The following is a 25587-nucleotide window of genomic DNA, read 5'->3' as shown; positions in this document are numbered from 1 at the left end:
GGAGACATTATGAAAGTTATGCGTACCACTGTCGCAACTGTTGTCGCCGCGACCTTATCTCTGAGCGCTTTCTCTGCTTTCGCAGCAGCAAGCCTGACTGGCGCTGGTGCAACCTTCCCTGCGCCGGTGTATGCCAAATGGGCGGATACCTACCAGAAAGAGACCGGTAACAAGGTCAACTATCAGGGTATCGGCTCCTCCGGTGGCGTAAAACAAATTACCGCGAATACCGTTGATTTCGGCGCATCCGACGCTCCGCTGTCTGATGAGAAACTGAATCAGGAAGGCCTGTTCCAGTTCCCGACCGTGATCGGCGGCGTTGTGCTGGCTGTTAACATCCCTGGCCTGAAATCAGGCGAGCTGGTGCTGGACGGCAAAACCCTGGGTGATATCTACCTGGGCAAAATCAAAAAATGGGATGACGAAGCCATCACCAAACTGAACCTGGGCGTTAAGCTGCCTTCGCAGAATATCGCGGTGGTTCGTCGTGCTGACGGCTCTGGTACCTCTTTCGTGTTCACCAGCTACCTGGCGAAAGTGAACGAAGAGTGGAAATCTAAAGTCGGTTCCGGCTCTACCGTTAACTGGCCAACCGGTCTGGGCGGTAAAGGCAACGACGGTATCGCTGCCTTCGTACAGCGTCTGCCTGGCTCTATCGGCTACGTAGAGTACGCTTACGCGAAACAGAACAACCTGGCTTACACCAAACTGGTTTCTGCTGACGGCAAACCGGTTAGCCCGACCGAAGAGAACTTCGCTAACGCCGCAAAAGGCGCTGACTGGAGCAAATCCTTCGCTCAGGACCTGACCAACCAGAAAGGCGACGATGCATGGCCTATCACGTCTACCACCTTCATTCTGGTCCACAAAGAGCAGAAGAAGCCTGAGCAGGGTGCCGAAGTGCTGAAGTTCTTCGACTGGGCATACAAAAACGGCGGCAAACAGGCGAATGACCTGGATTACGCCAGCCTGCCAGACAGCGTGGTTGAGCAGATCCGTGCTGCATGGAAAACCAACGTGAAAGACAGCAGCGGTAAAGCGCTGTACTAACAGGATATTTTTGACGAAAATGGCGGGTGGCGCGCAGCGATCCCGCCCTACGGTTCATCCTGTAGGCCCGGTAAGCGCCAGCGCCACCGGGCATATTCGTAAGACGTCTCATAAAGAAGAGTAATTTATGGCTGCAACCAAGCCTGCATTTAACCCTCCGGGTAAAAAAGGTGACATGATTTTCAGCGCGCTGGTGAAACTGGCTGCGCTGATTGTGCTATTGCTGCTGGGCGGCATTATCGTGTCCCTCATTTTCTCCTCCTGGCCGAGCATTCAAAAATTTGGTTTCGCCTTCCTGTGGACCAAAGAGTGGGATGCGCCGAACGATATCTACGGTGCGCTGGTGCCGATTTACGGCACGCTGGTGACCTCTTTTATCGCTCTGCTGATTGCGGTGCCGGTAAGCTTCGGTATTGCCCTGTTCCTGACGGAGCTGGCGCCGGGCTGGCTGCGACGTCCGCTGGGTATCGCCATTGAACTGCTGGCGGCCATCCCAAGTATCGTTTACGGCATGTGGGGCCTGTTTATCTTTGCTCCGCTGTTTGCGACGTACTTCCAGGAGCCGGTGGGTAATGTTCTCTCCGCCGTTCCGTTTGTGGGGGCCCTGTTCTCTGGCCCGGCATTCGGTATCGGTATTCTGGCGGCTGGCGTGATACTCGCCATCATGATTATTCCGTACATTGCGGCGGTCATGCGCGATGTCTTCGAACAAACCCCGGTGATGATGAAAGAGTCGGCTTACGGCATCGGCTGCACCACCTGGGAGGTTATCTGGCGCATCGTCCTTCCGTTCACCAAAAATGGGGTGATCGGCGGCATCATGCTGGGCTTAGGCCGCGCGCTGGGTGAAACCATGGCGGTGACCTTTATCATCGGCAACACCTACCAGCTCGACAGCGTGTCGCTCTACATGCCGGGGAACAGTATTACCTCTGCGCTGGCGAACGAATTTGCCGAAGCGGAATCCGGGCTGCACGTCGCAGCGCTGATGGAACTAGGCCTGATCCTGTTTGTTATTACCTTTATTGTGCTGGCTATCTCCAAGCTGATGATTATGCGTCTGGCTAAAAACGAGGGGGCACGCTAATGGCGACTCTCGACATGCAAAACACCGCTCAGCTTGCGGAATCTCGTCGTAAAATGCAGTCAAAGCGCCGGATTAAAAACCGCATTGCTCTGACGCTTTCCATGGCCACGATGGCGTTTGGCCTGTTCTGGCTGATCTGGATCCTGATGTCCACCATCACCCGTGGTATTGATGGAATGTCCCTGGCGCTGTTCACCGAGATGACGCCGCCGCCAAACACGGCGGGTGGTGGTCTGGCAAACGCCCTGGCGGGCAGCGGCCTGCTGATCCTGTGGGCGACCGTTTTCGGTACGCCGTTGGGCATCATGGCGGGTATCTATCTGGCGGAGTATGGCCGCAAGTCCTGGATCGCTGAAGTCATCCGCTTTATTAACGACATTCTGCTTTCTGCCCCGTCGATTGTGGTAGGTCTGTTTGTTTACACCATCGTGGTGGCGCAAATGGAACACTTCTCCGGCTGGGCGGGTGTGATTGCGCTGGCGCTGTTGCAGGTGCCTATCGTTATTCGTACCACTGAAAACATGCTGAAACTGGTGCCGGACAGCCTGCGTGAAGCGGCTTACGCGCTGGGCACGCCGAAATGGAAAATGATTTCGGCGATCACCCTGAAAGCGTCCGTCTCGGGGATCATGACCGGTATCCTGCTGGCTATCGCCCGTATCGCCGGTGAAACCGCACCGCTGCTGTTTACCGCCCTCTCCAACCAGTTCTGGAGTACGGACATGATGCAGCCGATCGCCAACCTGCCGGTGACGATCTTTAAATTTGCGATGAGCCCATTCGCGGAATGGCAGCAGCTGGCCTGGGCCGGGGTGCTGATCATCACCCTTTGCGTACTGTTGCTGAACATTCTGGCGCGCGTCATTTTCGCGAAGCAGAAACACGGTTAAATTTTTACGGCGCGGCACATCGCGGCGCCGAATGAGGAAATGAGTCAATGAGTATGGTTGATACTGCCCCGGGTAAGATTCAGGTTCGTGATTTGAACTTCTACTACGGCAAATTCCATGCCCTGAAGAATATCAACCTGGATATCGCGAAGAACCAGGTCACGGCATTTATCGGTCCGTCTGGCTGTGGTAAATCCACGCTGCTGCGCACCTTTAACAAAATGTATTCGCTCTATCCGGAGCAGCGCGCAGAAGGTGAAATTCTGCTGGACGGTGACAACATCCTGACCAATACCCAGGATATCGCCCTGCTGCGTGCGAAAGTGGGGATGGTGTTCCAGAAACCCACGCCGTTCCCGATGTCGATCTATGACAACATCGCCTTTGGTGTGCGTCTGTTTGAGAAGCTCTCCCGTGCGGATATGGACGAGCGCGTGCAGTGGGCATTGACCAAGGCCGCATTATGGAACGAAACCAAAGATAAACTTCACCAGAGCGGGTACTCTCTCTCCGGTGGTCAGCAGCAGCGTCTGTGCATTGCGCGCGGTATCGCCATTCGCCCGGAAGTCTTGCTGCTGGATGAGCCGTGCTCAGCCCTGGACCCGATCTCAACCGGGCGTATCGAAGAGCTGATCACCGAGCTGAAGCAGGATTACACCGTGGTGATCGTCACTCACAACATGCAGCAGGCAGCCCGTTGTTCTGACCACACGGCGTTTATGTACCTGGGCGAGTTGATTGAGTTCAGCGATACGGACGCGCTGTTCACCCGTCCTGCGAAGAAACAAACCGAAGATTATATTACTGGCCGCTACGGTTGATTTGCCTTAGTGCATGTGGAGAAACCATGGACAACCTCAATCTTAATAAACACATTTCCGGCCAGTTTAACGCAGAGCTGGAAAGCATTCGCACCCAGGTGATGACCATGGGCGGCATGGTCGAGCAGCAGCTTTCTGATGCGATTACGGCAATGCACAACCAGGACAGCGAGCTGGCGAAGCGCGTTATCGAAGGCGATCACAACGTCAATATGATGGAAGTCGCCATCGACGAAGCGTGCGTGCGCATCATTGCCAAGCGTCAGCCAACCGCGAGCGACCTGCGTCTGGTAATGGCGATCATCAAAACTATCGCCGAGCTGGAGCGTATTGGTGACGTGGCGGATAAAATCTGCCGCACAGCGCTGGAGAAATTCTCCCAGCAGCACCAGCCGCTGCTGGTGAGCCTGGAGTCTCTGGGTCGCCACACCGTGCAGATGCTGCACGATGTGCTGGACGCTTTCGCGCGCATGGATCTGGACGAAGCGGTCCGTATCTACCGTGAAGATAAGAAAGTTGACCAGGAATACGAAGGCATAGTGCGTCAGCTAATGACCTACATGATGGAAGATTCCCGTACCATTCCAAGCGTGCTGACCGCGCTGTTCTGCGCGCGCTCAATTGAGCGTATTGGCGACCGCTGCCAGAACATTTGCGAATACATCTTCTACTTCGTGAAGGGACAGGATTTCCGTCACGTGGGCGGCGACGAGCTGGACAAGCTGCTGGCGGGTAAAGATCCGAAAGAGTGATATGTGTGGCGGGTGGCGCTATCGCTTACCCGCCCTACAATCCTTGTAGGCCGGATAAGCGTTAGCGCCATCCGGCTTTGTTTTTTCAGCGAGTAATATCCCACCCGCGCGCCTTCCACAGTTCCGGCAGCTGCGCCAGGTCTGTAAAGGTCGTCACTTTTGGATGATCGATCGGCTTGTTGTGCGGATCGGCGCAGAAGTAAAACACCTCCATCCCCGCATCAATCCCCGACTGCGCGCCCGCAGACGAGTCATCCACCAGGATGCAGTTCTCCACGTTGACGTTCATCGCCTTCGCCGCGTGGAACATCAATGCCGGATCCGGCTTCCAGCGCTGGATATCGTAGCCGCTGAACAGTTTTTCCGGGAAGTGGTGCAACATGTCCAGCTTGCCGAGTGAGTGCTGCATTTTGCTGACCGGGCCGTTAGAGACCACGCAGATCGGCACCGTCATCGCATCCAGCAGCGCGTTAGCGCCGGCGATAACTTCCAGCTCGGCGTCGAAGAGGCGTGCGACCTCGGCGCGGTACACCGGTTCCAGATCCGCTTTCGCCAGATCCACCCCGTGCTCTTCGTTAATGATGTCGATGATCTCGTACAGCTTCACGCCCTTAAAGCGTTTAAACACCTCTTCGAGATCGAGCGTAATGCCAAATTCCTGGAACATGGCGACATACGCGCGGGAACAAATGACCTCACTGTCGACCAGCGTACCGTCACAGTCGAAAAATACCGCTTCAATTCCGGACATGCCTTTCCCTTTTAACAAGTTTAACGTTTACGTACGACAGTTTAACGAGACGCAATCGTTGCCGTATAAGCAAAATCAATGAAAAAAGTATCCCGTAACCGCCACTATTGTCGCATTTTGGTATAGGATAGCGACGAATTTTCCCTCCTTGTTCGGAAATTGATGATGAGTCAACAACACACTACCCAGACATCTGGTCAGGGGCTGCTTGAGCGCGTGTTCAAACTGCGCGAGCACGGCACAACGGCACGCACCGAAGTGATCGCCGGTTTTACTACCTTCCTGACGATGGTCTATATCGTTTTCGTTAACCCGCAAATTCTGGGCGTGGCTGGCATGGACACCAGCGCCGTCTTTGTTACCACCTGTCTGATCGCGGCCCTTGGCAGCATCCTGATGGGCGTTTTCGCTAATCTGCCCGTGGCGCTGGCCCCGGCAATGGGTCTGAATGCGTTCTTTGCGTTCGTGGTGGTTCAGGCGATGGGCCTGCCGTGGCAGGTCGGGATGGGCGCTATTTTCTGGGGCGCGGTCGGCCTGCTGCTGCTGACCATCTTCCGTGTGCGCTACTGGATGATTGCGAACATTCCCGTGAGCCTGCGCGTGGGCATCACCAGCGGTATCGGTCTGTTTATCGGCATGATGGGGCTGAAAAACGCTGGCGTAATCGTGGCGAACCCGGAAACGCTGGTGAGCATTGGTAACCTGACCTCTCACAGCGTGCTGCTGGGCGTGCTGGGCTTCTTTATTATCGCGATCCTGGCGTCGCGTAACATCCACGCTGCGGTGCTGGTCTCTATCATCGTGACCACGCTGCTGGGCTGGATGCTGGGTGACGTGCATTACAGCGGTATTGTCTCTGCGCCACCGAGCGTTTCTACCGTGATTGGTCACGTTGATCTGGCGGGCTCGCTGAACCTGGGTCTGGCCGGAGTGATTTTCTCCTTCATGCTGGTCAACCTGTTTGACTCCTCCGGTACGCTGATTGGCGTGACGGACAAAGCGGGTCTGGCGGACGAGAAAGGCAAATTCCCGCGCATGAAGCAGGCGCTGTATGTGGATAGCATCTCGTCCGTTGCGGGTTCTTTCATCGGCACCTCGTCTGTTACCGCTTACATTGAATCCTCTTCCGGCGTGTCCGTGGGCGGCCGTACTGGCCTGACGGCGGTAGTCGTGGGTCTGCTGTTCCTGCTGGTGATCTTCCTCTCTCCGCTGGCGGGGATGGTGCCACCGTACGCGGCAGCTGGCGCGCTGATCTACGTCGGCGTGCTGATGACCTCGAGCCTGGCGCGCGTGAAGTGGGATGATCTGACGGAAGCCGTTCCGGCGTTTATTACCGCGGTGATGATGCCGTTCAGCTTCTCGATCACCGAAGGTATCGCGCTGGGCTTTATCTCGTACTGTGTGATGAAGATCGGTACCGGCCGTTTCCGCGAACTCAGCCCGTGCGTGATGATTGTGGCGCTGCTGTTTGTGCTCAAGATTGTGTTTATTGACGCGCACTAAGGTGCGGTTTGTGGTGTCAGGTGGCGCTTCGCTTACCTGACCTACTGACGAGTGTAGGCCCGGTAAGCGCTAGCGCCACCGGGCTTTTTTATCAGCTTTTAACCCGCTTAATATAATCCCCAAACGCAGTCAACTGACCAGAGAGATGATCACGCGTACTCTGATCCACCACTTCACCCGTCTGCGGGTCGACTTTGTTCTGAATCACGCCGCCCATAAATTCCGGCTTGTTCATCACCATCGCATCCAGGAACACCAGGATCTGTCGCAGGTGATACTGGCAGCGCGCACCGCCGATGGCGCCCATTGAGCTGGTCTGGATCAGCACCGGTTTGCCTGACAGCGGCTGCTCCGGTAAACGGGATAACCAGTCAATCGCGTTCTTCAGACCCCCCGGAACCGAGTAGTTATATTCTGGCGTTACAATCACTACACCATCAGCCTGACGGATCTGCTCGGCTATCGCCTCCACGCTGTGCGGGAACCCTTCTTCCTGCTGAACGTCAGCATCATAAAGCGGGATGTCGCCAATAGACGGCAGGGCGCTGATCTCCATTCCCGCAGGCGCCAGCTGTGGCAGCGTGCGCGCTACCATCCCGTTAAACGAACTTTTGCGCAGGCTTCCCAGTAACGTAACAACTTTCAACGTATCAGACATGATTACTCCTGTTTCATCATGATGACCCTGGACGGATCAGCTATGGGTGTATGCTTTTTCTGCCGGTAAACTGGTTAATCGCATCAGGCGCGCGGCGGGCTCGTTGGCGCGCTCAGGTACATCCGGAAGACTACGCCAACCGCGAATACTGTCAAACTCCCAGATTTTCAGCCGTTCGATGGCGGGGCTCACCGCAACGGACCAGATCAGTACGTCCTCAGCGTCGCTGAGCGCCTCTACCAGCGAGGCTTTCGCGGCACGCAGGCGTCCGGAGCCGGGAAGCAGCTGCAACAGGCTGGCGTCGTCTGATGCCGCGCCGCTCAGTTTACGGATGCTCTGGCGAAGGGTGATAAGCTGCGCTCTGGCTTCAACGGGATCGTTCTGGTTACGTATCCACAGCTTTTCATTGCTGGAGAGCGGGTATTCATCGAGCGCGTTAGCACCATGGAAGCTGCGCGTGACGCGTTGCAGCTCCATATCCAGGCCGCAATCACCTTCAGTCGTCAGCGCGACGCCAACAATGTTGCCGGTATACGCAATGGAAAAATGGGGGAGTGCCGGGTCCGCAAAAACCGGGCGACCTTCTGGCTGGGTGAGTATGTCCGGTAATTCGCTGGTGCCGTACAGCATAAAAAGCAGTTCTGCGAGGAGCGCTCTGGAAGCTAAAAACCGCGTCCTGCGGTGTTCAGGTAGTTTGAGCGCCTCACTGTGACAGGCTGAAGAAATTCTGGCCGATACGAGATGCCCTTCCGTTAATGTTCCTCGTGCAAAGTGCGTAGCCATTTTTCGCTCCCTGATAATGGTCGTAGTCGGTTAAACGGTTACATGATTATCGCTTAACTCAGCTTCTGTTTTAATCAGTAAATAGAAATAAGAGAAGCCTGAGGACCGAACTTTACATTATCTTAGGCAAAAACCTGACCTGGCGCGGTATACAGGGCTTTTATAGTTTCGCGCAGCCAGATAATTTTCGGATTATGGCTGTTCCGCTTATGCCAGATTAGCGTGAAGGGTACGGTCAGCTTTTCTGCCTGCGCCTCATCGATGGGAATGGGAAGGCAGACCAGATTACGCTGGTGGAGTTGATTGTAGTGATGGCAGTAGTAGGGCGCAGTGGCAATGTAGTTGTGGTCCGGCTGAGCCGCCATAAACATCGACTGTTCAAAGCCGGGCAGGCTCATGGCGACGTTGCGCTCCCGGCCCATCTCTTTTAGCACTTCATCAAGCGCCCAGGTATCGCTGCGCTCCCAGAAGATGCTGATATGCGGGTAGCGCAGAAACGTCTCAAGGTTCCACGCTTCGTGAAGTGCCGGATGATCTTCTCGCAGATAGACGCACGGACGGTCGCTGAACAGGATTTCGTAGTCAATAAACCACGGCATCAGCTTTAGCAGCTCGCGGGAGCGCGGGTGCGTTTCGCGGCCGGTAAAACCGAGATCGACCTCCCCGCGTGTAATAGCGTCCAGCGAATCATAATCCCACTGGCGCAACTTCACCGTCGCCTGTGGGTAGCGCTCATTCACCTGCTCCAGCAGGGTGTTGAAGCGAATCAGCATCAGCGGCGTTTCGGCGGCGAGCACAAACTTGAGCCCGCCTGGAGAGCTATGGTGGAATTTATCGACGATCTGATTGCCAATCTGCATCCAGTCGGCCAGATCCTGTTCCAGACTCACCGTTAGCGGCGTGGGCAGTAGCCCTAAAGGCGTTTTCACAAACAGCGGATCGTCGAACCAGTCGCGCAGCTTCGCCAGCGATTTACTCACTGCGGACGGCGTCACGTTCATTCGCTTCGCGGCTTTGGTGACGCTGCGCTCCTGCAACAACAACTGTAGGCAAAGTAAAAGATTAAGATCGAGACTGCTGATGGGCTTCTTCATAGTGCGCCGCGGGCTGGATGACCATAAGTAAGGTAATGCAGAGTATGCTACAGCCAATCAGAACCCCGATCAGCATATTCAGCGCGTTAAGGCCGATCACCGCCGCCAGCCAAATCCACAGCGACGAACCGCATACCTGCGCAATGCCCAGCACCGAGCTTGCCACGCCTGCCCGCAGTGAGAACGGGCCAAGCGCCTGACTCATCGCCACGCCGAAGCCGCCGGAGAATCCGGCGCAGATCAGGGTCATACCCACCAGCATCAGCGCATGTGAGGTGGCGGTCGCCAGAATTACGCCTGCGGCGAGAAACAGCGTCTGTGAAGCGAGCATCAGCGTGCGCTGGCGGAAGATATTGAGCGCAAAGGGCATCGAGAATGAAACCGCCATGCTGACCATCGCATTGAGCGCCATCACCGTCGAATACTCACCGCGATCGAAGCCTATCGTCTCCATCAGTAACACCGGGGAAACGTTTACATAGGTGAGGATCACCGCCACGCTGAGCGTGATGATGGCCAGGCGGCTCAGGAAAAAGCGATTCAGAAGCTTTTCAGCCGGATGAATGGTAGCAGCGTGGTGCGTCTGCTGCGAACCGGGATGGGTCTCTTTCAACACCGTCACGGACAGTATAAAGACGATGGCGCCCATTGTGGCCATAGTCCAGAAAAGGCTCTGCCATGGAAATTTCAGCATGATCAGGTAGCCTACAACCGGTGCCAGCACCGGGATGATGCAGGTAATGCCGTTCAGCATCGACAGCACCCTGGCGCGGCGCTGGGCGCTCAAGGTATCGCGCAGAATAGCAAACGCCACCACGTAACAGCCGCCCGCGCCAATGCCCTGGATAAAACGTCCGGTCAGGAACAGGGGACTTCCCTGCGCGACAGAGCAGAGTATAGATGCCAGCGCGAAGACGATCGCACCGGTAATGGCGACGGGCTGACGCCCGGCCTTATCCGCGATTTTTCCCGCAAACACCATTGAGGATGCCATCCCCGCAAGGTAGGCCGAAAACGCGATGTGCAGTTGCGCCTCGCTGGCACCCAGATCGCGTGCAATATGCGGTAGCCCCACCAGATACATATCAATGCCGGACGGATACAGCAGAACTAATGCAAAACTACAAAACAGAAAACGAGCCATAAATCCCCCATAGATGCAGGCAAGCAGGATAGGGGGCATGGGGGGATTAAGCGAGTTGCCATTGGGACAATGGTGATTTCCCTGGAGGAAACCACCATGTTCTATCGGGGATTACTTACCAATACAGAAGCTTGAGAAAATTCGTCCAAGCAGATCGTCTGACGTAAACTCCCCGGTGATCTCGCTCAGGTTCTGCTGCGCCAGACGCAGTTCCTCCGCCAGCAGCTCGCCGGCCCAAGCGCCGATCAGCTGGGCTTTGCCCTGCTCAAGGTGGCGAGCCGCCTCTTCCAGCGCCTGCAAGTGACGACGACGCGCCAGGAAGCCGCCCTCCATACTGGTGTCAAAACCCATGCTCTGTTTGAGGTGGTTACGCAGGGCTTCCACGCCTTCCCCGGTACGGGCCGACAGACGAATAAGTGAGTGACCATTCACATCGCTGATGCCCAGCGTTTCGCCGGTAACGTCGGCCTTATTGCGCACCACGGTGATCGGCAGTTTGGCCGGGAGACGGGCGATAAAGTCTGGCCAGATTTCAGCCGGGTCAACGGCGTCGGTCGTGGTGCCGTCCACCATAAACAGCACGCGGTCGGCCTGCTCGATCTCCTGCCAGGCGCGTTCGATACCGATACGCTCGACTTCATCGCTCGCATCGCGCAGGCCAGCGGTATCGATGATGTGCAGCGGCATGCCGTCGATATGGATATGCTCGCGCAGAACATCGCGGGTGGTACCGGCTATGTCGGTCACGATCGCCGCTTCACGGCCCGCCAGGGCGTTCAGCAGGCTTGATTTCCCGGCGTTGGGGCGACCAGCAATCACCACCTTCATGCCCTCACGCAGCAGGCTGCCCTGGCGCGCTTCGGCGCGAACGGCATCCAGATCGTTCATCACCTGGTTGAGCTGGGCTTCGATTTTGCCGTCAGAAAGGAAGTCAATCTCCTCGTCCGGGAAGTCGATAGCCGCTTCAACATAGATTCGCAGGTGAGTAAGTGCTTCCACAAGGTGATTCACGCGTGCGGAAAATGCCCCCTGCAACGAGTTCAGCGCGGAGCGGGCTGCCTGTTCGGAACTGGCGTCGATCAGGTCGGCAATCGCTTCGGCCTGGGCCAGGTCGAGCTTATCGTTCAGGAAGGCACGCTCGGAGAACTCACCCGGCTTCGCAATGCGCAGGCCAGGCAGGGTCAGAATACGTTTTAACAGCAGGTCGAGGATCACCGGGCCGCCGTGACCCTGAAGCTCCAGCACGTCTTCGCCAGTAAAAGAGTTTGGGCCGGGGAACCACAGCGCAATGCCCTGGTCCAGCGAGGTGCCGTCGGCATCTTTAAATGGCAGATAATCAGCGTAGCGCGGCTTTGGCAGTTTACCCAGCACCGCTTCGGCCACCTCACGCGCCTTCAGGCCGGAGATGCGCAGAATGCCTACACCACCGCGTCCCGGTGGGGTTGCCTGGGCGACGATAGTGTCGTTATGGCTCATGGTTGCTCTCGTTCAATACAAATAAAAAAGGCGGTCAATCGACCGCCCTTATTTTAGCGTTAAGTTACCGAATCAGGACTTTTTCTTTTCGCGGCTATGCAGGCCACGTTTTTCCAGACCACGGTAAATCAGCTGCTGCTGGATGATGGTCACCAGGTTGCTGACGATATAGTACAGCACCAGACCTGACGGGAACCACAGGAAGAACACGGTGAAGATGACCGGCATAAAGGTCATGATCTTCTGCTGCATCGGGTCAGTCACGGTGGTCGGAGACATCTTCTGGATGAAGAACATCGTCACGCCCATCAGGATCGGCAGGATGTAGTACGGGTCCTGTGCGGACAGGTCATGGATCCACAGGGCGAACGGCGCGTGGCGCAGCTCAACGGAACCCATCAGCATGTAGTACAGCGCAAGGAAGATTGGCATCTGAATCAGCAGCGGGAAGCAACCACCCAGTGGGTTCACTTTCTCTGCTTTATACAGGGCCATCATCTCCTGGCTCTGACGCTGTTTGTCATCGCCCAGACGCTCACGCATAGCCTGAATCTTCGGCTGTAGCATACGCATCTTCGCCATGGAGGTGTACTGCGCTTTAGTCAGCGGGTACATGATGCCACGAACGATAAAGGTGATAACGATGATGGAGAAGCCCCAGTTACCCAGGAAGCTGTGGATGAACTTCAGCAGCTTAAACAGCGGCTGAGAGATGAACCACAACCAACCGTAATCAACGGTCAGATCCAGGTGCGGCGCAACGGCAGCCATTTTGTCCTGGATTTCCGGGCCGACCCACAGGGTGCTTGCCAGCTTACCGGTTTGACCCGGCTGCACCAGAACCGGCTGAGATTTGTAGCCGATGGCTGCAATACCGTTGCCGAGGTTCGCGGTGTAGAAGTTGTTCGTACCGTCGTTATTCGGTACCCACGCCGTCGCGAAATACTGTTGCAGCATTGCGACCCAACCGCCTTTAGAGCTGACGTTCAGGTTTTCGTTATCGGCAATGGTGTCGAATTTGTATTTCTCGTACTTGGTATCTGGCGTGGAGTAGGCCGCGCCACGGAAGGTATGCAGCGCAAAGTTGCTGCTTCCGGTGTCACGGTGAGACGGCAGATTGATGGACTGCTTCAGCTGACCAAAGGTAGAGATTTCCAGCGGTTTCGCACCGGTGTTCTGTACGCTGTAGCCCACGTTCACCGCATATTCACCGCGTTTCAGGGTGAAGGTTTTGGTGAAGGTGTTGCCTGCCGCGTCGGTGTAGGTCATCGGAATAACCAGTTCGTTCTGACCATCAGCCAGCACAAAGGTGTCATTCTCGACGTTATACAGTGGACGCGCACCGTTCGCCGGGTTATCCGGGCCATCACGACCGGTCAGGCCGCTCTGTGCCTGGTAGATAAACTCAGGCGTGGTTTCCAGTAACTGGAACGGTTCGGTAGACTTCAGCTCTTTCGGGTAGGTCAACAGCAGCGCCTGCTCAACATCACCACCACGGGTGTTGATAGTCAGCTCAAGCACATCGGTCTTAACCGTAATCTGTTTCCCCTGGCCACTGGCCGGTACGCCCTGGTCGGCGGCGCTACCCGCTGCGGTGGTCGTGGTCTGCGTGGTCTGCTGCTGGGGTTGAGGATTTTTATCCTGCTCCCATGCCTGCCAGATCATGAAAGACACGAACAACAAAGCGATGATAAGAAGATTGCGTTGCGAATCCATCGTTAGTGTTCTCTGGTATCAAAAGGTCCTGGAGGGACGGGGTCGTCTCCACCTGGGTGTAAAGGGTGGCATTTTAATACGCGTTTCACCGTCAACCAACTGCCTTTTATCACTCCAAACCTGCGCAATGCCTCAATTCCGTAGCTTGAGCATGTTGGCGTGAAACGGCAATGTGGCCCGAGTAGCGGACTAATCAGGCGTTGATAGACCCGAATGAGGGCTATCAGGACCCGCGAGCCAGGCGACAGTGGCGGCGCCATAATTTTTCCAACGCTTCCGAGAGAGCACGGTTATCGAGGTCGGCAACCCCTTTTTTAGCCACCACCACGAAATCCATTGAAGGCAGTTCGTGCTGACGTAAACGGAAGCTTTCACGCGTCAGACGTTTAATCCGGTTGCGTTCATGCGCACGCTTAACGTTTTTCTTGGCGACTGTGAGACCGATGCGGGGATGCCCCAGCGAATTTTGGCGGCCGAGGATGGTGATTTGCGGCGTGCCAGCCCGTAGTGGCTGCTGGAAGACGAAAGTGAAATGAGTGGGAGTTAACAAACGTAACTCCCTGGGAAATGCGAGCTTAACCACTCAGGGGTTAGCTTTATTACTTGGAAACGGTCAGACGAGCGCGGCCTTTAGCACGACGACGTGCCAGAACCTGACGACCATTTTTAGTAGCCATACGAGCACGGAAGCCGTGAGAACGGTTGCGCTTCAGTACAGACGGTTGAAAAGTGCGTTTCATGGCGATTTCTACCTAAACTTGAATAAATTCACTGACTTTTGCGTATACCCGAACGAGATTCGAACGACTAACGCCTCAGCGTGGGTGATTAAAGAGGCCGGATTGTAATAATTGTACACTCCGGAGTCAATTCTCTTTCCTTAAATCCCTGCGTATTTCCGCACGATTTCGCGTGGAAAATGAGCAACGAACGACGCAGGAAGATGAGCATCACGCGCCGGGTCGAGGATTATACGGGCTCGCCAACAAAGCGCAAGGATCCTCCTGGATCTTCGTTAGATCATTTAAGCCCAAAATTGTCTGTGCTCATTAAATTTTCCAATATGCGGCCTAAATCGCGAGGCACTCGCGTCAGGATCGTTTACACTTACCCGATTCCGGATCTTCCTGTGGATAAATCGGGAAGAATCTGTGAGAAACAGAAGATCTCTGGCTCAGTTTAGGCTATGATCCGCGGTCCTGATCGGGATCCAGCGATCCTGGCCGGACATAAACACAACATCGTTCAGGCTCTATCAACGATAGCGTGTATAACCGCAGATAGCGGTTCGCACATCACCCTGATGGGGTCATGTCGATGTGCGCCAACAATCATGAATATTCAATAGTTTTCTTTTATTGTTCGAGTGGAGTCCGCCGTGTCACTTTCGCTTTGGCAGCAGTGTCTTGCCCGATTGCAGGATGAGTTACCAGCCACAGAATTCAGTATGTGGATCCGCCCATTGCAGGCGGAACTGAGCGATAACACGCTGGCTTTGTACGCGCCAAACCGTTTCGTGCTCGATTGGGTAAGGGATAAATACCTTAATAACATCAATGGACTGCTGAACGATTTCTGCGGGTCAGATGCCCCACAGCTGCGTTTTGAAGTGGGCACAAAGCCGGTCACCCAAACCGTTCGTGAAGTTGTCAATGTGGCAGCCCCTGCACAGGCGGCGCCCGCTCCAGCGCCTCGCGTTGCACCGGCTCGTCAGGGCTGGGATAACGTTCCAGCCCCCGCTGAGCCTACCTACCGCTCTAATGTTAACGTGAAACACACGTTCGATAACTTCGTTGAAGGTAAGTCGAACCAGCTGGCGCGCGCGGCGGCCCGCCAGGTTGCCGATAATCCCGGTGGTGCTTACAACCCGCTGTTCCTTTATGGCGGCACGGGTCTCGGTAAAACGCACCTGCTGCATGCGGTGGGCAACGGCATTATGGCGCGTAAGCCCAATGCCAAAGTAGTGTATATGCACTCCGAACGCTTCGTTCAGGACATGGTAAAAGCCCTGCAAAACAATGCGATCGAAGAGTTTAAACGCTACTACCGTTCCGTTGATGCGCTGCTGATCGATGACATCCAGTTCTTTGCCAATAAAGAACGATCGCAGGAAGAGTTTTTCCACACCTTTAACGCCCTGCTGGAAGGCAATCAGCAGATCATTTTGACCTCGGATCGTTATCCAAAAGAGATCAACGGCGTTGAAGATCGTCTCAAATCCCGCTTCGGCTGGGGCCTGACCGTGGCGATCGAGCCGCCGGAGCTGGAAACCCGCGTCGCGATCCTGATGAAAAAAGCCGACGAGAACGACATTCGCCTGCCGGGTGAAGTGGCGTTCTTTATTGCCAAGCGCCTGCGTTCCAACGTTCGTGAGCTGGAAGGGGCACTGAACCGCGTTATCGCCAACGCCAATTTTACCGGTCGTGCGATCACCATCGATTTTGTGCGTGAAGCGCTGCGCGATTTGTTGGCATTGCAGGAAAAACTGGTCACCATCGACAATATTCAGAAGACGGTGGCTGAGTACTACAAGATCAAAGTGGCAGATTTACTGTCTAAACGTCGTTCCCGCTCGGTGGCGCGTCCGCGTCAGATGGCGATGGCGCTGGCAAAAGAGCTCACCAACCACAGCCTGCCGGAAATCGGTGATGCGTTTGGTGGCCGTGACCATACGACCGTGCTGCACGCCTGTCGCAAGATTGAGCAGTTACGCGAAGAAAGCCACGACATAAAAGAAGATTTTTCCAATTTAATCAGAACATTATCATCGTGACGCTATGAAATTTACCGTTGAACGTGAACATTTATTAAAACCGCTGCAACAGGTGAGTGGCCCATTAGGCGGCCGCCCTACGCTGCCTATTCTTGGAAACCTGCTGCTTCAGGTCGCTGACGGTACGCTGTCGCTGACCGGCACAGATCTGGAAATGGAAATGATCGCGCGCGTTACGCTGACTCAGCCGCACGACGCGGGCGCGACCACGGTTCCGGCACGTAAATTCTTTGATATTTGCCGTGGGTTGCCGGAAGGCGCTGAAATCGCCGTGCAGCTGGAGGGCGACCGCATGCTGGTGCGCTCTGGCCGCAGCCGTTTCTCCCTCTCCACGCTGCCCGCTGCGGACTTCCCGAACCTGGATGACTGGCAGAGCGAAGTTGAATTTACCCTGCCGCAGGCGACGATGAAGCGTCTGATTGAAGCCACGCAGTTCTCCATGGCGCATCAGGACGTTCGTTACTACTTAAACGGCATGCTGTTCGAAACCGAAGGTGAAGAGCTGCGTACCGTGGCTACAGACGGTCACCGTCTGGCGGTCTGTTCCATGCCGATTGGCGATTCACTGCCAAACCATTCGGTGATCGTACCGCGTAAAGGCGTAATTGAACTGATGCGTATGCTCGACGGCGGCGACACCCCGCTGCGCGTGCAGATCGGTAGCAACAATATTCGTGCCCACGTGGGCGATTTTGTCTTCACATCGAAGCTGGTAGACGGACGTTTCCCGGATTATCGCCGCGTATTGCCGAAGAACCCGGACAAAACGCTGGAGGCAGGTTGCGACATCCTCAAGCAGGCGTTCGCGCGCGCCGCTATTCTCTCCAACGAGAAATTCCGCGGCGTACGTCTGTACGTGAGTGAAAACCAGATCAAAATCACCGCCAACAACCCGGAGCAGGAAGAGGCAGAAGAGATTCTGGACGTCACCTACGCCGGGGCTGAGATGGAAATCGGCTTCAACGTCAGCTATGTGCTGGATGTGCTGAATGCACTGAAATGCGAGAACGTTCGCATCCTGCTGACTGACTCCGTTTCGAGCGTACAGATTGAAGATGCCGCATCACAGTCGGCTGCTTATGTTGTCATGCCAATGAGACTGTAATGTCGCTCACCCGTCTGTTGATCCGCGACTTTCGCAACATCGAGAGCGCGGATCTCGCTTTATCCCCTGGCTTTAATTTCCTGGTTGGCGCGAACGGCAGCGGCAAAACCAGCGTGCTGGAAGCCATCTATACGCTCGGTCATGGCCGGGCGTTTCGCAGTTTGCAGATTGGTCGCGTGATTCGCCACGAGCAGGATGCGTTTGTGCTGCATGGGCGCTTGCAGGGTGCCGAGCGGGAAACCGCCATCGGCCTGACCAAAGACAAGCAGGGCGACAGCAAGGTGCGCATCGACGGCACCGACGGCCACAAGGTGGCGGAGCTGGCACTGCTGATGCCGATGCAGCTGATTACGCCGGAGGGGTTTACTTTACTCAACGGCGGCCCCAAATACAGAAGAGCGTTCCTCGACTGGGGATGCTTTCACAATGAAGCCGGTTTCTTTAACGCCTGGAGCAATCTGAAGCGTCTGCTTAAACAGCGTAACGCCGCATTGCGCCAGGTCACGCGCTACGCCCAGCTGCGTCCGTGGGACATGGAATTAATTCCTCTTGCGGAACAAATCAGCCGCTGGCGTGCCGAATACAGCGCAGGTATCGCCGAAGACATGGCCGATACCTGCAAACAGTTTTTACCCGAGTTCTCTCTCACCTTCTCTTTCCAGCGTGGCTGGGAAAAAGAGACGGATTATGCCGAGGTGTTAGAGAGAAGCTTCGAGCGCGATCGCATGTTGACCTACACCGCGCACGGCCCGCACAAGGCGGATTTCCGCATTCGTGCCGACGGTGCGCCGGTGGAAGACACGCTGTCGCGCGGGCAGCTGAAGCTCCTGATGTGCGCGCTACGCCTGGCGCAGGGGGAGTTCCTCACCCGCGAAAGTGGGCGACGCTGCCTGTACCTGATAGATGATTTTGCCTCGGAACTTGACGACGCGCGGCGCGGGCTACTTGCCAGCCGCTTAAAAGCCACGCAGTCGCAGGTTTTCGTCAGCGCCATTAGCGCTGAACACGTTATGGACATGTCGGACGAAAATTCGAAGATGTTTACCGTGGAAAAGGGTAAAATAACGGATTAACCCAAGTTGAAATGAGCGAGAAACGTTGATGTCGAATTCTTATGACTCCTCCAGTATCAAAGTCCTGAAAGGACTGGATGCGGTGCGTAAGCGCCCGGGTATGTATATCGGCGACACGGATGACGGCACCGGTCTGCACCACATGGTATTCGAGGTGGTAGATAACGCTATCGACGAAGCGCTCGCGGGTCACTGTAAAGACATCGTGGTCACGATCCATGCGGACAACTCCGTGTCCGTTACCGATGATGGTCGTGGCATCCCAACCGGTATTCACCCGGAAGAGGGCGTATCTGCTGCGGAAGTGATCATGACCGTTCTGCACGCAGGCGGTAAGTTCGATGATAACTCCTATAAAGTTTCCGGCGGTCTGCACGGCGTAGGCGTATCCGTAGTAAACGCCCTGTCGCAGAAGCTGGAGCTGGTTATCCAGCGCGAAGGCAAAATTCACCGCCAGATTTACACCCATGGTGTGCCGCAGGCACCGCTGGCCGTTACCGGTGATACCGACAAAACCGGTACCATGGTGCGTTTCTGGCCGAGCCTTGAAACCTTCACCAACGTCACCGAATTCGAGTACGAGATCCTGGCGAAACGCCTGCGTGAACTGTCGTTCCTGAACTCCGGCGTGTCGATTCGACTGCGCGACAAACGCGACAACAAAGAAGACCACTTCCACTACGAAGGCGGTATCAAGGCGTTCGTTGAGTATCTGAACAAGAACAAAACGCCAATTCACCCGAATATCTTCTACTTCTCTACTGAAAAAGACGGTATCGGCGTGGAAGTGGCACTGCAGTGGAACGATGGTTTCCAGGAAAACATCTACTGCTTTACCAACAACATTCCACAGCGCGACGGCGGTACTCACCTTGCGGGCTTCCGCGCGGCGATGACCCGTACTCTGAACGCCTACATGGACAAAGAAGGCTACAGCAAAAAAGCGAAAGTCAGTGCCACCGGTGACGATGCCCGTGAAGGCCTGATTGCCGTGGTCTCCGTGAAGGTGCCGGATCCGAAATTCTCCTCACAGACCAAAGACAAGCTGGTCTCTTCTGAGGTGAAATCGGCGGTTGAACAGCAGATGAACGAACTGCTGAGCGAATACCTGCTGGAAAACCCGTCCGACGCGAAAATCGTGGTGGGTAAAATTATCGATGCGGCGCGTGCCCGTGAAGCGGCGCGTAAAGCCCGTGAAATGACCCGCCGTAAAGGCGCGCTGGACCTGGCAGGCCTGCCGGGCAAACTGGCTGACTGCCAGGAACGCGATCCGGCGCTGTCTGAACTGTACCTCGTGGAAGGGGACTCCGCGGGCGGTTCTGCAAAGCAGGGCCGTAACCGCAAGAACCAGGCGATTCTGCCGCTGAAGGGTAAAATCCTTAACGTTGAGAAAGCGCGCTTCGACAAGATGCTCTCTTCTCAGGAAGTGGCGACGCTCATCACCGCGCTCGGCTGCGGCATCGGTCGCGACGAGTACAACCCGGACAAACTGCGCTATCACAGCATCATCATCATGACCGATGCGGACGTCGACGGCTCGCACATTCGTACGCTGCTGTTGACCTTCTTCTATCGTCAGATGCCGGAAATCGTTGAGCGCGGCCACGTCTACATTGCCCAGCCGCCGCTGTATAAAGTGAAGAAAGGCAAGCAGGAACAGTACATTAAAGATGACGAGGCGATGGATCAGTACCAAATCGCGATCGCCCTTGATGGTGCGACCCTGCACGCAAACTCCAGCGCGCCAGCGCTGGCCGGTGAACCGCTGGAGCGTCTGGTCTCCGAGTTCAACGCCACGCAGAAAATGATTGGCCGTATGGAGCGTCGCTATCCGAAAGCGCTGCTGAAAGAGCTGATTTATCAGCCGACCCTGACCGAAGCCGATCTGAGCAACGAGCAGACCGTCACCCGCTGGGTGAACACCCTGGTGAGCGAGCTGAACGAGAAAGAGCAGCACGGCAGCCAGTGGAAGTTTGACGTTCAGCAGAACGCTGAGCAACAGTTCGAGCCGATTGTTCGCGTGCGTACCCACGGCGTCGATACCGACTACCCGCTGGAGCACGAGTTTGTTACCGGTCCGGAATACCGCCGTATCTGCACCCTCGGCGAGAAGCTGCGTGGTCTGATCGAAGACGACGCGTTCATCGAACGTGGCGAGCGTCGTCAGCCGGTAGCCAGCTTCGAACAGGCGCTGGAGTGGCTGGTGAAAGAGTCCCGTCGTGGCCTCTCTATTCAGCGTTATAAAGGCCTGGGCGAAATGAACCCGGATCAGCTGTGGGAAACCACCATGGATCCGGAAAGCCGTCGCATGCTGCGCGTCACCGTTAAAGACGCAATCGCAGCGGATCAGCTGTTCACTACCCTGATGGGTGACGCGGTTGAACCACGTCGCGCCTTCATCGAAGAGAACGCCCTGAAAGCGGCGAATATCGATATTTAACGGTTGTTTTTGTGGGGCTCATTCCAAATGATGTCTCATAAAGAATGCAGTCGGCTAATAACAAAAAAGAGAGTGACATCATGTCACTCTCTTTTTTTTACTTATATTTGAATATCAATAAAACGAAGTCGATCTCATTGATGTGATCCTCGCCCAGGAGTATATACCCCGATAAAGAGTATGGTGGTCTGTTAAAGTTGAAATCGGTACGGAAAAAGGAATAAACCGTATGAGCAGCAGGAGCGATATTATCGGGGCCGATGAATGGCAGGTAACGACCCGCAGCGGCCTCGTCTACAGTGAGGTCCTCGGTTGGATCGACCTGGGGCATGCCAGGGGCGAAGATATTTCCCTGCTTCTGGCTGATTTCAGCAGCGGCGAAGCCAGTGGCAGACCTTATTACACGATTGCATACAATCAGAGAATGAATATCGGGAAAGGACTGGCCGGAACGGGTAAGTTTGTTCGCTGGGAAATAAAACGTGGGCGCTCGATGTCAGAAATTAACAGCATTGCCCTGGCTATGATGATGGATACCGCGAGAAATTTTGAAAATTACCAGTCCCGCGCTTTTTTCAGTTGGTACACCGATAGCGGGTTCAGCGGAGAAGACCTGGTGTCGGATCTGCTCGGTTTTTACAGGGCGCTGATTCCTTCGGATTACCGGGCTCAGTTGCGGCCTGTCAGTCGTGAAAGCGCACTACGCCGCTGGGATCATTACGGACCGATCGGTAATTTCAAGAACCGGGGTTTTCTTCCATTGATTTTTCCCGACCCTGATGACCTTAATATCCGGCATGAACCCTATAAAGGCCCGCTTCCCCGCTTTATGAGGTGGGTAACGCCGTTTGATAACTTCAGCTCAGACATTGTTCGTATTCTTAACGATAACGGCACATATCATTCCTTCTTTACCCACTCAGGACGACGTTGAGCATGAAAAAGTTAGCCATATTTTCAGGGTTGGCCATCGGGATTGTCACGTTAGCATACCTCTTTTTGGCATATGAGCCTGAGATGACATATCGTGAATCAGATAAGGTTCGCTATCATCTTTACACCCCAGAATCGATTAAGCAGGCACCACGCCTGTCACCGGATTATACCTTCAGCCACTCTGCTGCAAATGGACAGCCAGAGACCGCTGGCGTGTGCTTTAGCGGGGTATCTGATGCCGCTGTACTTAAACAATATCTTGTTTCGCGTGGCTACGCCTTTGCCAGAAAGGCCCCCGTCGGGGAGCTATGGACGTCAGAACGTCATCGGGATGTGTACTTCACTGTTATCAGCAGGGTTTCGCCTGGCAGGCAAGTTTGCCTTTTTGAATCAGAACGTTAACTTGCACCTTCGACGCGGCTTGCAGGAAAGTCCAGCGACAGCACTGACGGTAAACGGCTGGCAAGCGTATCGACAGCAATTCTAACCCTCAGCGGCAGATGCGGCGTCTGCTGCCAGACTGCATGAACGTCGAAGCGCACGTCCGGTGCCTGCTTTAAAAGCGGGATGAGTTTTCCCTGATGTATTTCTCTGCGGGCCATCCAGCAGGGCAACCACGCAAGGCCGTGTCCGGCCAGCGCAGCGTCGCAGATTGCCTGTAAATCATCCATATTGAGCGATGAGCGGGGAGTAAAGGTGTGCGATCTCCCTTCGCTATCCATTAGCTGCCAGGGCAGCACTCTGCCTGATCGCAGATAGTTAATGGCAGTGTGGTGGGGTAAATCAGCAACGTTTTCTGGCTGGCCGTTCTTCATCAGGTAATCCGGGGCGGCACACAGCACCATGCGATGCTCGCCCAGCCTTCTGGCGACCAGCAGGCTGCTGTCCTGCAGCGTGCCGTTACGTACCGCCATATCAAAGCCTTCCTCTACCAGATCCACCACGCGGTCGCTGAATGACATTTCAAGCTCAAGCCCAGGATGTTCCTGCGTCAGTTCTATCAGCAGTGGCGCGACGCACTGGCGACCAAACAGAACCGGCATGGCGACGCGCAGGCGGCCGCTGACCTGCTGCTTCCCTGTTTCAAGCAGCGACTCCGCGCCCCGAATCTCCTCCAGCGCGCGAAGGCAGCGTTCATAAAACAGAGCGCCGTTGTCGGTCAGCCTCTGGCTGCGGGTGGTACGCTGGAAAAGACGTACGCCCAGCCGCTCTTCAAGACGAGCAATGCTTTTTCCTACCGCCGAGCGCGACAAATGCAGACGGACGGCGGCCTGCGCAAAACTTCCCGCCTCAACGGCGGCCACAAATACAGGTATATCCTTCAGCGTATCGGTCATGGATTGTATCCGCTGCGTCATCAATTATGGGAAAACTTATCGCCACTGGCGACCAGGCGTCAACGGTAGACTGTCAATCCTAAAGCTTATTTGATGGCAGGAGAGAAAAAATGACAGAAACAATGCAGCGCTGGTCAATGAACGCCCTTGGGCGCGAGAGCCTTCAGCTTGTTCAGGTGCCTGTGCCACAGCCCGGCCCGGGTGAGATCCGCGTGCGGGTGAGTGCCGTTGCGCTCAACTACCGGGATAAAATGGTGATTGAAGGCACGATGCCGATTCCGCTTTCCTTCCCGTTTACCCCAGCATCTGACATGGCAGGCGTGGTGGACAGCATTGGCGAAGGCGTTACGCGTTTCAAACCCGGCGCACGCGTCATCTCAACTTTCTTCCCGGAATGGATCGACGGCAAGCCGCAGGCAGACGCGCGCAATTTGCCCTATAAAACGTCCGGTGGATACTTCCAGGGCATGCTGGCCGAATATGTGATTGTGAGTGAAAACGCGCTGGTGGCGTCCCCGGAAAGCCTGGATGACGCTGAGGCCAGCACGCTTCCTTGCGCGGGGCTTACCGCATGGTTCGCGCTGGTGGAGCGCGGTCATTTACGCGCCGGGCAATCGGTGCTGGTACAAGGCACGGGCGGTGTGTCGCTATTCGCTTTGCAGATAGCAAAAGCGCACGGCGCAGAAGTTATTGTTACGTCGGGGAGTGATGAAAAACTGGCTCTGGCCAAAAAGCTGGGAGCCAGCCAGGGCATCAACCGACTGAAAGGCGACTGGGCTGAAAATACGCTGGCACTGACGCAGGATCGCGGCATCGACCATATTATCGAAACCGTGGGTGGGGAGAACCTGAGACATTCCCTTCGCGCGGTAGCCGTTCACGGGCGTATCTCCGTTATTGGCGTGCTGGCCGGAACGGACATTTCCCTGCCTGCTGGCGAGCTGCTGCTGAAATCCCCCGTCATTCAGGGAATTGGGGTTGGACACCGCCGGGCGCTGGAAGATTTTGTCCGTGCTGTTGATGTCACGGAGTTAAAACCGGTGATTGAACATCGCTATCGTTTTGACGAACTGGAACAGGCGCTTGAGCATCTGGATCGCGGTGCGTTTGGCAAAATCGTTCTCACCCGCGAGTGAGTTCTTGTTCCCGGGATAAATATAAAAGGGGCTTTTTGTTACGCAAGGTAGCTCTATTTTTGTGTGCTTAATCGCGTTAGCATGAAATAGCACTCATTTATCCCGGGGACCTCATGGCTATCAAACTCATTGCAATCGATATGGACGGCACGCTGCTGCTGCCAGACCACACTATCTCTCCTGCCGTTAAAAATGCGATCGCCGCCGCACGCGAAAAAGGCGTGAACGTGGTGCTCACCACCGGACGCCCGTATGCCGGGGTGCACAGCTACCTGAAAGAGCTGCACATGAATCAGCCTGGCGATTACTGCATCACCTATAACGGCGCTCTGGTGCAAAAGGCAGCAGATGGCAGCACGGTGGCGCAAACTGCACTGAGCTATGATGACTACCGTTTCCTGGAAAAACTCTCCCGCGAAGTGGGCTCTCACTTCCACGCGCTCGATCGCAATACGCTTTACACCGCCAACCGCGATATCAGCTACTACACGGTGCACGAGTCCTACGTTGCAACCATTCCACTGGTGTACTGCGAAGCGGAAAACATGGACCCGGCAACCCAGTTCCTGAAAGTGATGATGATTGATGAACCTGCGGTTCTCGACAAAGCCATCTCACGCATTCCGGCTGAGGTAAAAGAGAAATACACCGTGCTGAAAAGTGCGCCGTACTTCCTCGAAATCCTTGATAAACGCGTCAATAAAGGCACGGGCGTCAAATCGCTTGCCGATGCGCTGGGCATCAAGCCTGAGGAGATCATGGCGCTGGGCGACCAGGAAAACGATATTGCGATGATCGAATATGCAGGCATGGGCGTGGCGATGGATAACGCGATCCCGTCGGTGAAAGAAGTGGCGAACTTCGTCACCAAATCTAACCTGGAAGACGGCGTGGCTTATGCGATTGAGAAATTTGTCCTGTCCTAACAGCTGTCTGTAATCATCAGCCTCGGTTATCAACCGGGGCTTTTTTTAGCGCTGAATTTATCGAATTGTTCTTTTTGTGATCTGGATTGTAGTACAAGATTAACTGATTGTACTACATTGTCACCACGGCAATGGC

At 55.3% G+C, this 25587-nt stretch carries 25 protein-coding genes; 14 read left to right on the top strand and 11 right to left on the bottom strand.

The window, feature by feature from the left end; all coding sequences use genetic code 11:
- Window positions 1-9 precede the first annotated feature (9 nt).
- The 5 genes from pstS to phoU all read left to right on the top strand — a co-directional run bounded on the left by pstS (window position 10) and on the right by phoU (window position 4600).
- On the top strand, window positions 10-1050 hold the full coding sequence (gene pstS / locus SK51_RS04180) for a phosphate ABC transporter substrate-binding protein PstS (protein ID WP_048206604.1): 1041 nt from the start codon (window positions 10-12) through the stop codon (window positions 1048-1050).
- Between the two features lie 127 nt (window positions 1051-1177).
- Window positions 1178-2137, top strand: coding sequence for a phosphate ABC transporter permease PstC (gene pstC, locus SK51_RS04175; RefSeq protein ID WP_022649877.1), 960 nt, complete (start codon window positions 1178-1180; stop codon window positions 2135-2137).
- Complete coding sequence (gene pstA, locus SK51_RS04170; RefSeq protein ID WP_022649878.1) at window positions 2137-3027, top strand: phosphate ABC transporter permease PstA; 891 nt, start codon at window positions 2137-2139, stop codon at window positions 3025-3027. Before pstC ends, pstA begins: the two co-directional genes overlap by 1 nt.
- Before the next feature lie 47 nt (window positions 3028-3074).
- Window positions 3075-3848 carry a phosphate ABC transporter ATP-binding protein PstB gene (pstB, locus tag SK51_RS04165; RefSeq protein ID WP_003861154.1) on the top strand — a complete coding sequence of 258 codons (774 nt, stop codon included), beginning with the start codon at window positions 3075-3077 and terminating at the stop codon, window positions 3846-3848.
- Window positions 3849-3874: 26 nt separating this feature from the next.
- Window positions 3875-4600, top strand: coding sequence for a phosphate signaling complex protein PhoU (phoU, locus tag SK51_RS04160; protein WP_003861153.1), 726 nt, complete (start codon window positions 3875-3877; stop codon window positions 4598-4600).
- 85 nt (window positions 4601-4685) lie between these two features.
- On the opposite strand, the gene yieH is transcribed toward phoU, so the two are convergent.
- Window positions 4686-5351: a 6-phosphogluconate phosphatase gene (gene yieH, locus SK51_RS04155; RefSeq protein ID WP_022649879.1), complete on the bottom strand. Its 666-nt coding sequence runs from the start codon at window positions 5349-5351 to the stop codon at window positions 4686-4688.
- Window positions 5352-5516: 165 nt separating this feature from the next.
- Between yieH and adeP the strand changes: the two genes are divergently transcribed.
- Window positions 5517-6854, top strand: a complete 1338-nt coding sequence (adeP, locus tag SK51_RS04150; RefSeq protein WP_139153867.1) for an adenine permease AdeP — start codon at window positions 5517-5519, stop codon at window positions 6852-6854.
- Window positions 6855-6945: 91 nt separating this feature from the next.
- Here the strand turns inward: adeP and SK51_RS04145 are convergent, their stop codons facing one another.
- The 9 genes from SK51_RS04145 to rpmH all read right to left on the bottom strand — a co-directional run bounded on the left by SK51_RS04145 (window position 6946) and on the right by rpmH (window position 14465).
- Entirely contained in the window at window positions 6946-7512 is a 567-nt protein-coding gene (locus SK51_RS04145) for an NADPH-dependent FMN reductase (RefSeq protein ID WP_023305129.1), read from the bottom strand.
- A 36-nt stretch (window positions 7513-7548) separates the two neighbouring features.
- Complete coding sequence (locus SK51_RS04140; protein WP_023298947.1) at window positions 7549-8295, bottom strand: 4'-phosphopantetheinyl transferase family protein; 747 nt, start codon at window positions 8293-8295, stop codon at window positions 7549-7551.
- A 122-nt stretch (window positions 8296-8417) separates the two neighbouring features.
- A complete protein-coding gene (gene yidZ / locus SK51_RS04135; RefSeq protein ID WP_022649883.1) occupies window positions 8418-9389 on the bottom strand; it encodes an HTH-type transcriptional regulator YidZ in 972 nt (323 codons plus the stop codon).
- On the bottom strand, window positions 9358-10533 hold the full coding sequence (locus tag SK51_RS04130) for an MFS transporter (protein ID WP_032670892.1): 1176 nt from the start codon (window positions 10531-10533) through the stop codon (window positions 9358-9360). Before SK51_RS04130 ends, yidZ begins: the two co-directional genes overlap by 32 nt.
- A 111-nt stretch (window positions 10534-10644) precedes the next feature.
- Window positions 10645-12009, bottom strand: a complete 1365-nt coding sequence (gene mnmE, locus SK51_RS04125) for a tRNA uridine-5-carboxymethylaminomethyl(34) synthesis GTPase MnmE (RefSeq protein ID WP_022649885.1) — start codon at window positions 12007-12009, stop codon at window positions 10645-10647.
- 72 nt (window positions 12010-12081) lie between these two features.
- The gene (gene yidC, locus SK51_RS04120; RefSeq protein WP_023298949.1) at window positions 12082-13725 is read right to left on the bottom strand and encodes a membrane protein insertase YidC; all 1644 of its coding nucleotides are present in this window, start codon (window positions 13723-13725) and stop codon (window positions 12082-12084) included.
- 2 nt (window positions 13726-13727) lie between these two features.
- Window positions 13728-13985, bottom strand: coding sequence for a membrane protein insertion efficiency factor YidD (gene yidD, locus SK51_RS23850; RefSeq protein ID WP_001307474.1), 258 nt, complete (start codon window positions 13983-13985; stop codon window positions 13728-13730).
- Window positions 13949-14308: a ribonuclease P protein component gene (gene rnpA / locus SK51_RS04115; RefSeq protein ID WP_006808764.1), complete on the bottom strand. Its 360-nt coding sequence runs from the start codon at window positions 14306-14308 to the stop codon at window positions 13949-13951. Before rnpA ends, yidD begins: the two co-directional genes overlap by 37 nt.
- 16 nt (window positions 14309-14324) lie before the next feature.
- Window positions 14325-14465, bottom strand: a complete 141-nt coding sequence (rpmH, locus tag SK51_RS04110) for a 50S ribosomal protein L34 (protein WP_000831330.1) — start codon at window positions 14463-14465, stop codon at window positions 14325-14327.
- Window positions 14466-15103: 638 nt separating this feature from the next.
- On the opposite strand from rpmH, the gene dnaA reads away from it, so the two are divergent.
- The 6 genes from dnaA to SK51_RS04080 all read left to right on the top strand — a co-directional run bounded on the left by dnaA (window position 15104) and on the right by SK51_RS04080 (window position 22454).
- On the top strand, window positions 15104-16498 hold the full coding sequence (dnaA, locus tag SK51_RS04105) for a chromosomal replication initiator protein DnaA (protein ID WP_003861124.1): 1395 nt from the start codon (window positions 15104-15106) through the stop codon (window positions 16496-16498).
- Window positions 16499-16502: 4 nt separating this feature from the next.
- Complete coding sequence (gene dnaN / locus SK51_RS04100; protein WP_003861122.1) at window positions 16503-17603, top strand: DNA polymerase III subunit beta; 1101 nt, start codon at window positions 16503-16505, stop codon at window positions 17601-17603.
- Window positions 17603-18676, top strand: a complete 1074-nt coding sequence (recF, locus tag SK51_RS04095; RefSeq protein WP_022646527.1) for a DNA replication/repair protein RecF — start codon at window positions 17603-17605, stop codon at window positions 18674-18676. The genes dnaN and recF overlap by 1 nt, the downstream gene beginning before the upstream one ends.
- 28 nt (window positions 18677-18704) lie before the next feature.
- A complete protein-coding gene (gyrB, locus tag SK51_RS04090; protein WP_023305131.1) occupies window positions 18705-21116 on the top strand; it encodes a DNA topoisomerase (ATP-hydrolyzing) subunit B in 2412 nt (803 codons plus the stop codon).
- A gap of 229 nt (window positions 21117-21345) precedes the next feature.
- A complete protein-coding gene (locus SK51_RS04085) occupies window positions 21346-22050 on the top strand; it encodes a hypothetical protein (protein ID WP_022646529.1) in 705 nt (234 codons plus the stop codon).
- Between the two features lie 2 nt (window positions 22051-22052).
- Window positions 22053-22454: a hypothetical protein gene (locus SK51_RS04080; protein ID WP_032670893.1), complete on the top strand. Its 402-nt coding sequence runs from the start codon at window positions 22053-22055 to the stop codon at window positions 22452-22454.
- Here SK51_RS04080 and SK51_RS04075 read toward each other — a convergent pair.
- On the bottom strand, window positions 22451-23389 hold the full coding sequence (locus SK51_RS04075) for a LysR family transcriptional regulator (RefSeq protein WP_023305132.1): 939 nt from the start codon (window positions 23387-23389) through the stop codon (window positions 22451-22453). The genes SK51_RS04080 and SK51_RS04075 overlap by 4 nt on opposite strands.
- A 110-nt stretch (window positions 23390-23499) precedes the next feature.
- Between SK51_RS04075 and SK51_RS04070 the strand changes: the two genes are divergently transcribed.
- Both SK51_RS04070 and yidA read left to right on the top strand, forming a co-directional pair.
- Window positions 23500-24525: a zinc-dependent alcohol dehydrogenase family protein gene (locus tag SK51_RS04070; RefSeq protein ID WP_023305133.1), complete on the top strand. Its 1026-nt coding sequence runs from the start codon at window positions 23500-23502 to the stop codon at window positions 24523-24525.
- Between the two features lie 113 nt (window positions 24526-24638).
- Complete coding sequence (yidA, locus tag SK51_RS04065) at window positions 24639-25451, top strand: sugar-phosphatase (RefSeq protein ID WP_048206603.1); 813 nt, start codon at window positions 24639-24641, stop codon at window positions 25449-25451.
- Window positions 25452-25587 lie beyond the last annotated feature (136 nt).

This window comes from Enterobacter sp. MGH85, from assembly GCF_001037655.1.
GTDB classification, from domain to species: domain Bacteria; phylum Pseudomonadota; class Gammaproteobacteria; order Enterobacterales; family Enterobacteriaceae; genus Enterobacter; species Enterobacter intestinihominis.
Note: the sequence above shows the minus strand (reverse complement) of the source record. Positions and strands in the feature narration are given on the sequence as shown.

Bases quoted from the DNA above. Each gene is read 5' to 3' on its own strand.
- SK51_RS04070 (WP_023305133.1), top strand. From the start codon at position 23,500: ATGACAGAAACAATGCAGCGCTGGTCAATGAACGCCCTTGGGCGCGAG.
- SK51_RS04080 (WP_032670893.1), top strand. From the start codon at position 22,053: ATGAAAAAGTTAGCCATATTTTCAGGGTTGGCCATCGGGATTGTCACG.
- yidZ (WP_022649883.1), bottom strand. From the start codon at position 9,389: ATGAAGAAGCCCATCAGCAGTCTCGATCTTAATCTTTTACTTTGCCTA.
- yidA (WP_048206603.1), top strand. From the start codon at position 24,639: ATGGCTATCAAACTCATTGCAATCGATATGGACGGCACGCTGCTGCTG.
- pstA (WP_022649878.1), top strand. From the start codon at position 2,137: ATGGCGACTCTCGACATGCAAAACACCGCTCAGCTTGCGGAATCTCGT.
- pstS (WP_048206604.1), top strand. From the start codon at position 10: ATGAAAGTTATGCGTACCACTGTCGCAACTGTTGTCGCCGCGACCTTA.
- mnmE (WP_022649885.1), bottom strand. From the start codon at position 12,009: ATGAGCCATAACGACACTATCGTCGCCCAGGCAACCCCACCGGGACGC.
- gyrB (WP_023305131.1), top strand. From the start codon at position 18,705: ATGTCGAATTCTTATGACTCCTCCAGTATCAAAGTCCTGAAAGGACTG.
- dnaN (WP_003861122.1), top strand. From the start codon at position 16,503: ATGAAATTTACCGTTGAACGTGAACATTTATTAAAACCGCTGCAACAG.
- recF (WP_022646527.1), top strand. From the start codon at position 17,603: ATGTCGCTCACCCGTCTGTTGATCCGCGACTTTCGCAACATCGAGAGC.
- SK51_RS04085 (WP_022646529.1), top strand. From the start codon at position 21,346: ATGAGCAGCAGGAGCGATATTATCGGGGCCGATGAATGGCAGGTAACG.
- SK51_RS04140 (WP_023298947.1), bottom strand. From the start codon at position 8,295: ATGGCTACGCACTTTGCACGAGGAACATTAACGGAAGGGCATCTCGTA.
- pstB (WP_003861154.1), top strand. From the start codon at position 3,075: ATGAGTATGGTTGATACTGCCCCGGGTAAGATTCAGGTTCGTGATTTG.
- SK51_RS04130 (WP_032670892.1), bottom strand. From the start codon at position 10,533: ATGGCTCGTTTTCTGTTTTGTAGTTTTGCATTAGTTCTGCTGTATCCG.
- pstC (WP_022649877.1), top strand. From the start codon at position 1,178: ATGGCTGCAACCAAGCCTGCATTTAACCCTCCGGGTAAAAAAGGTGAC.
- yieH (WP_022649879.1), bottom strand. From the start codon at position 5,351: ATGTCCGGAATTGAAGCGGTATTTTTCGACTGTGACGGTACGCTGGTC.
- rpmH (WP_000831330.1), bottom strand. From the start codon at position 14,465: ATGAAACGCACTTTTCAACCGTCTGTACTGAAGCGCAACCGTTCTCAC.
- SK51_RS04075 (WP_023305132.1), bottom strand. From the start codon at position 23,389: ATGACCGATACGCTGAAGGATATACCTGTATTTGTGGCCGCCGTTGAG.
- phoU (WP_003861153.1), top strand. From the start codon at position 3,875: ATGGACAACCTCAATCTTAATAAACACATTTCCGGCCAGTTTAACGCA.
- yidC (WP_023298949.1), bottom strand. From the start codon at position 13,725: ATGGATTCGCAACGCAATCTTCTTATCATCGCTTTGTTGTTCGTGTCT.
- SK51_RS04145 (WP_023305129.1), bottom strand. From the start codon at position 7,512: ATGTCTGATACGTTGAAAGTTGTTACGTTACTGGGAAGCCTGCGCAAA.
- adeP (WP_139153867.1), top strand. From the start codon at position 5,517: ATGAGTCAACAACACACTACCCAGACATCTGGTCAGGGGCTGCTTGAG.
- yidD (WP_001307474.1), bottom strand. From the start codon at position 13,985: ATGGCGCCGCCACTGTCGCCTGGCTCGCGGGTCCTGATAGCCCTCATT.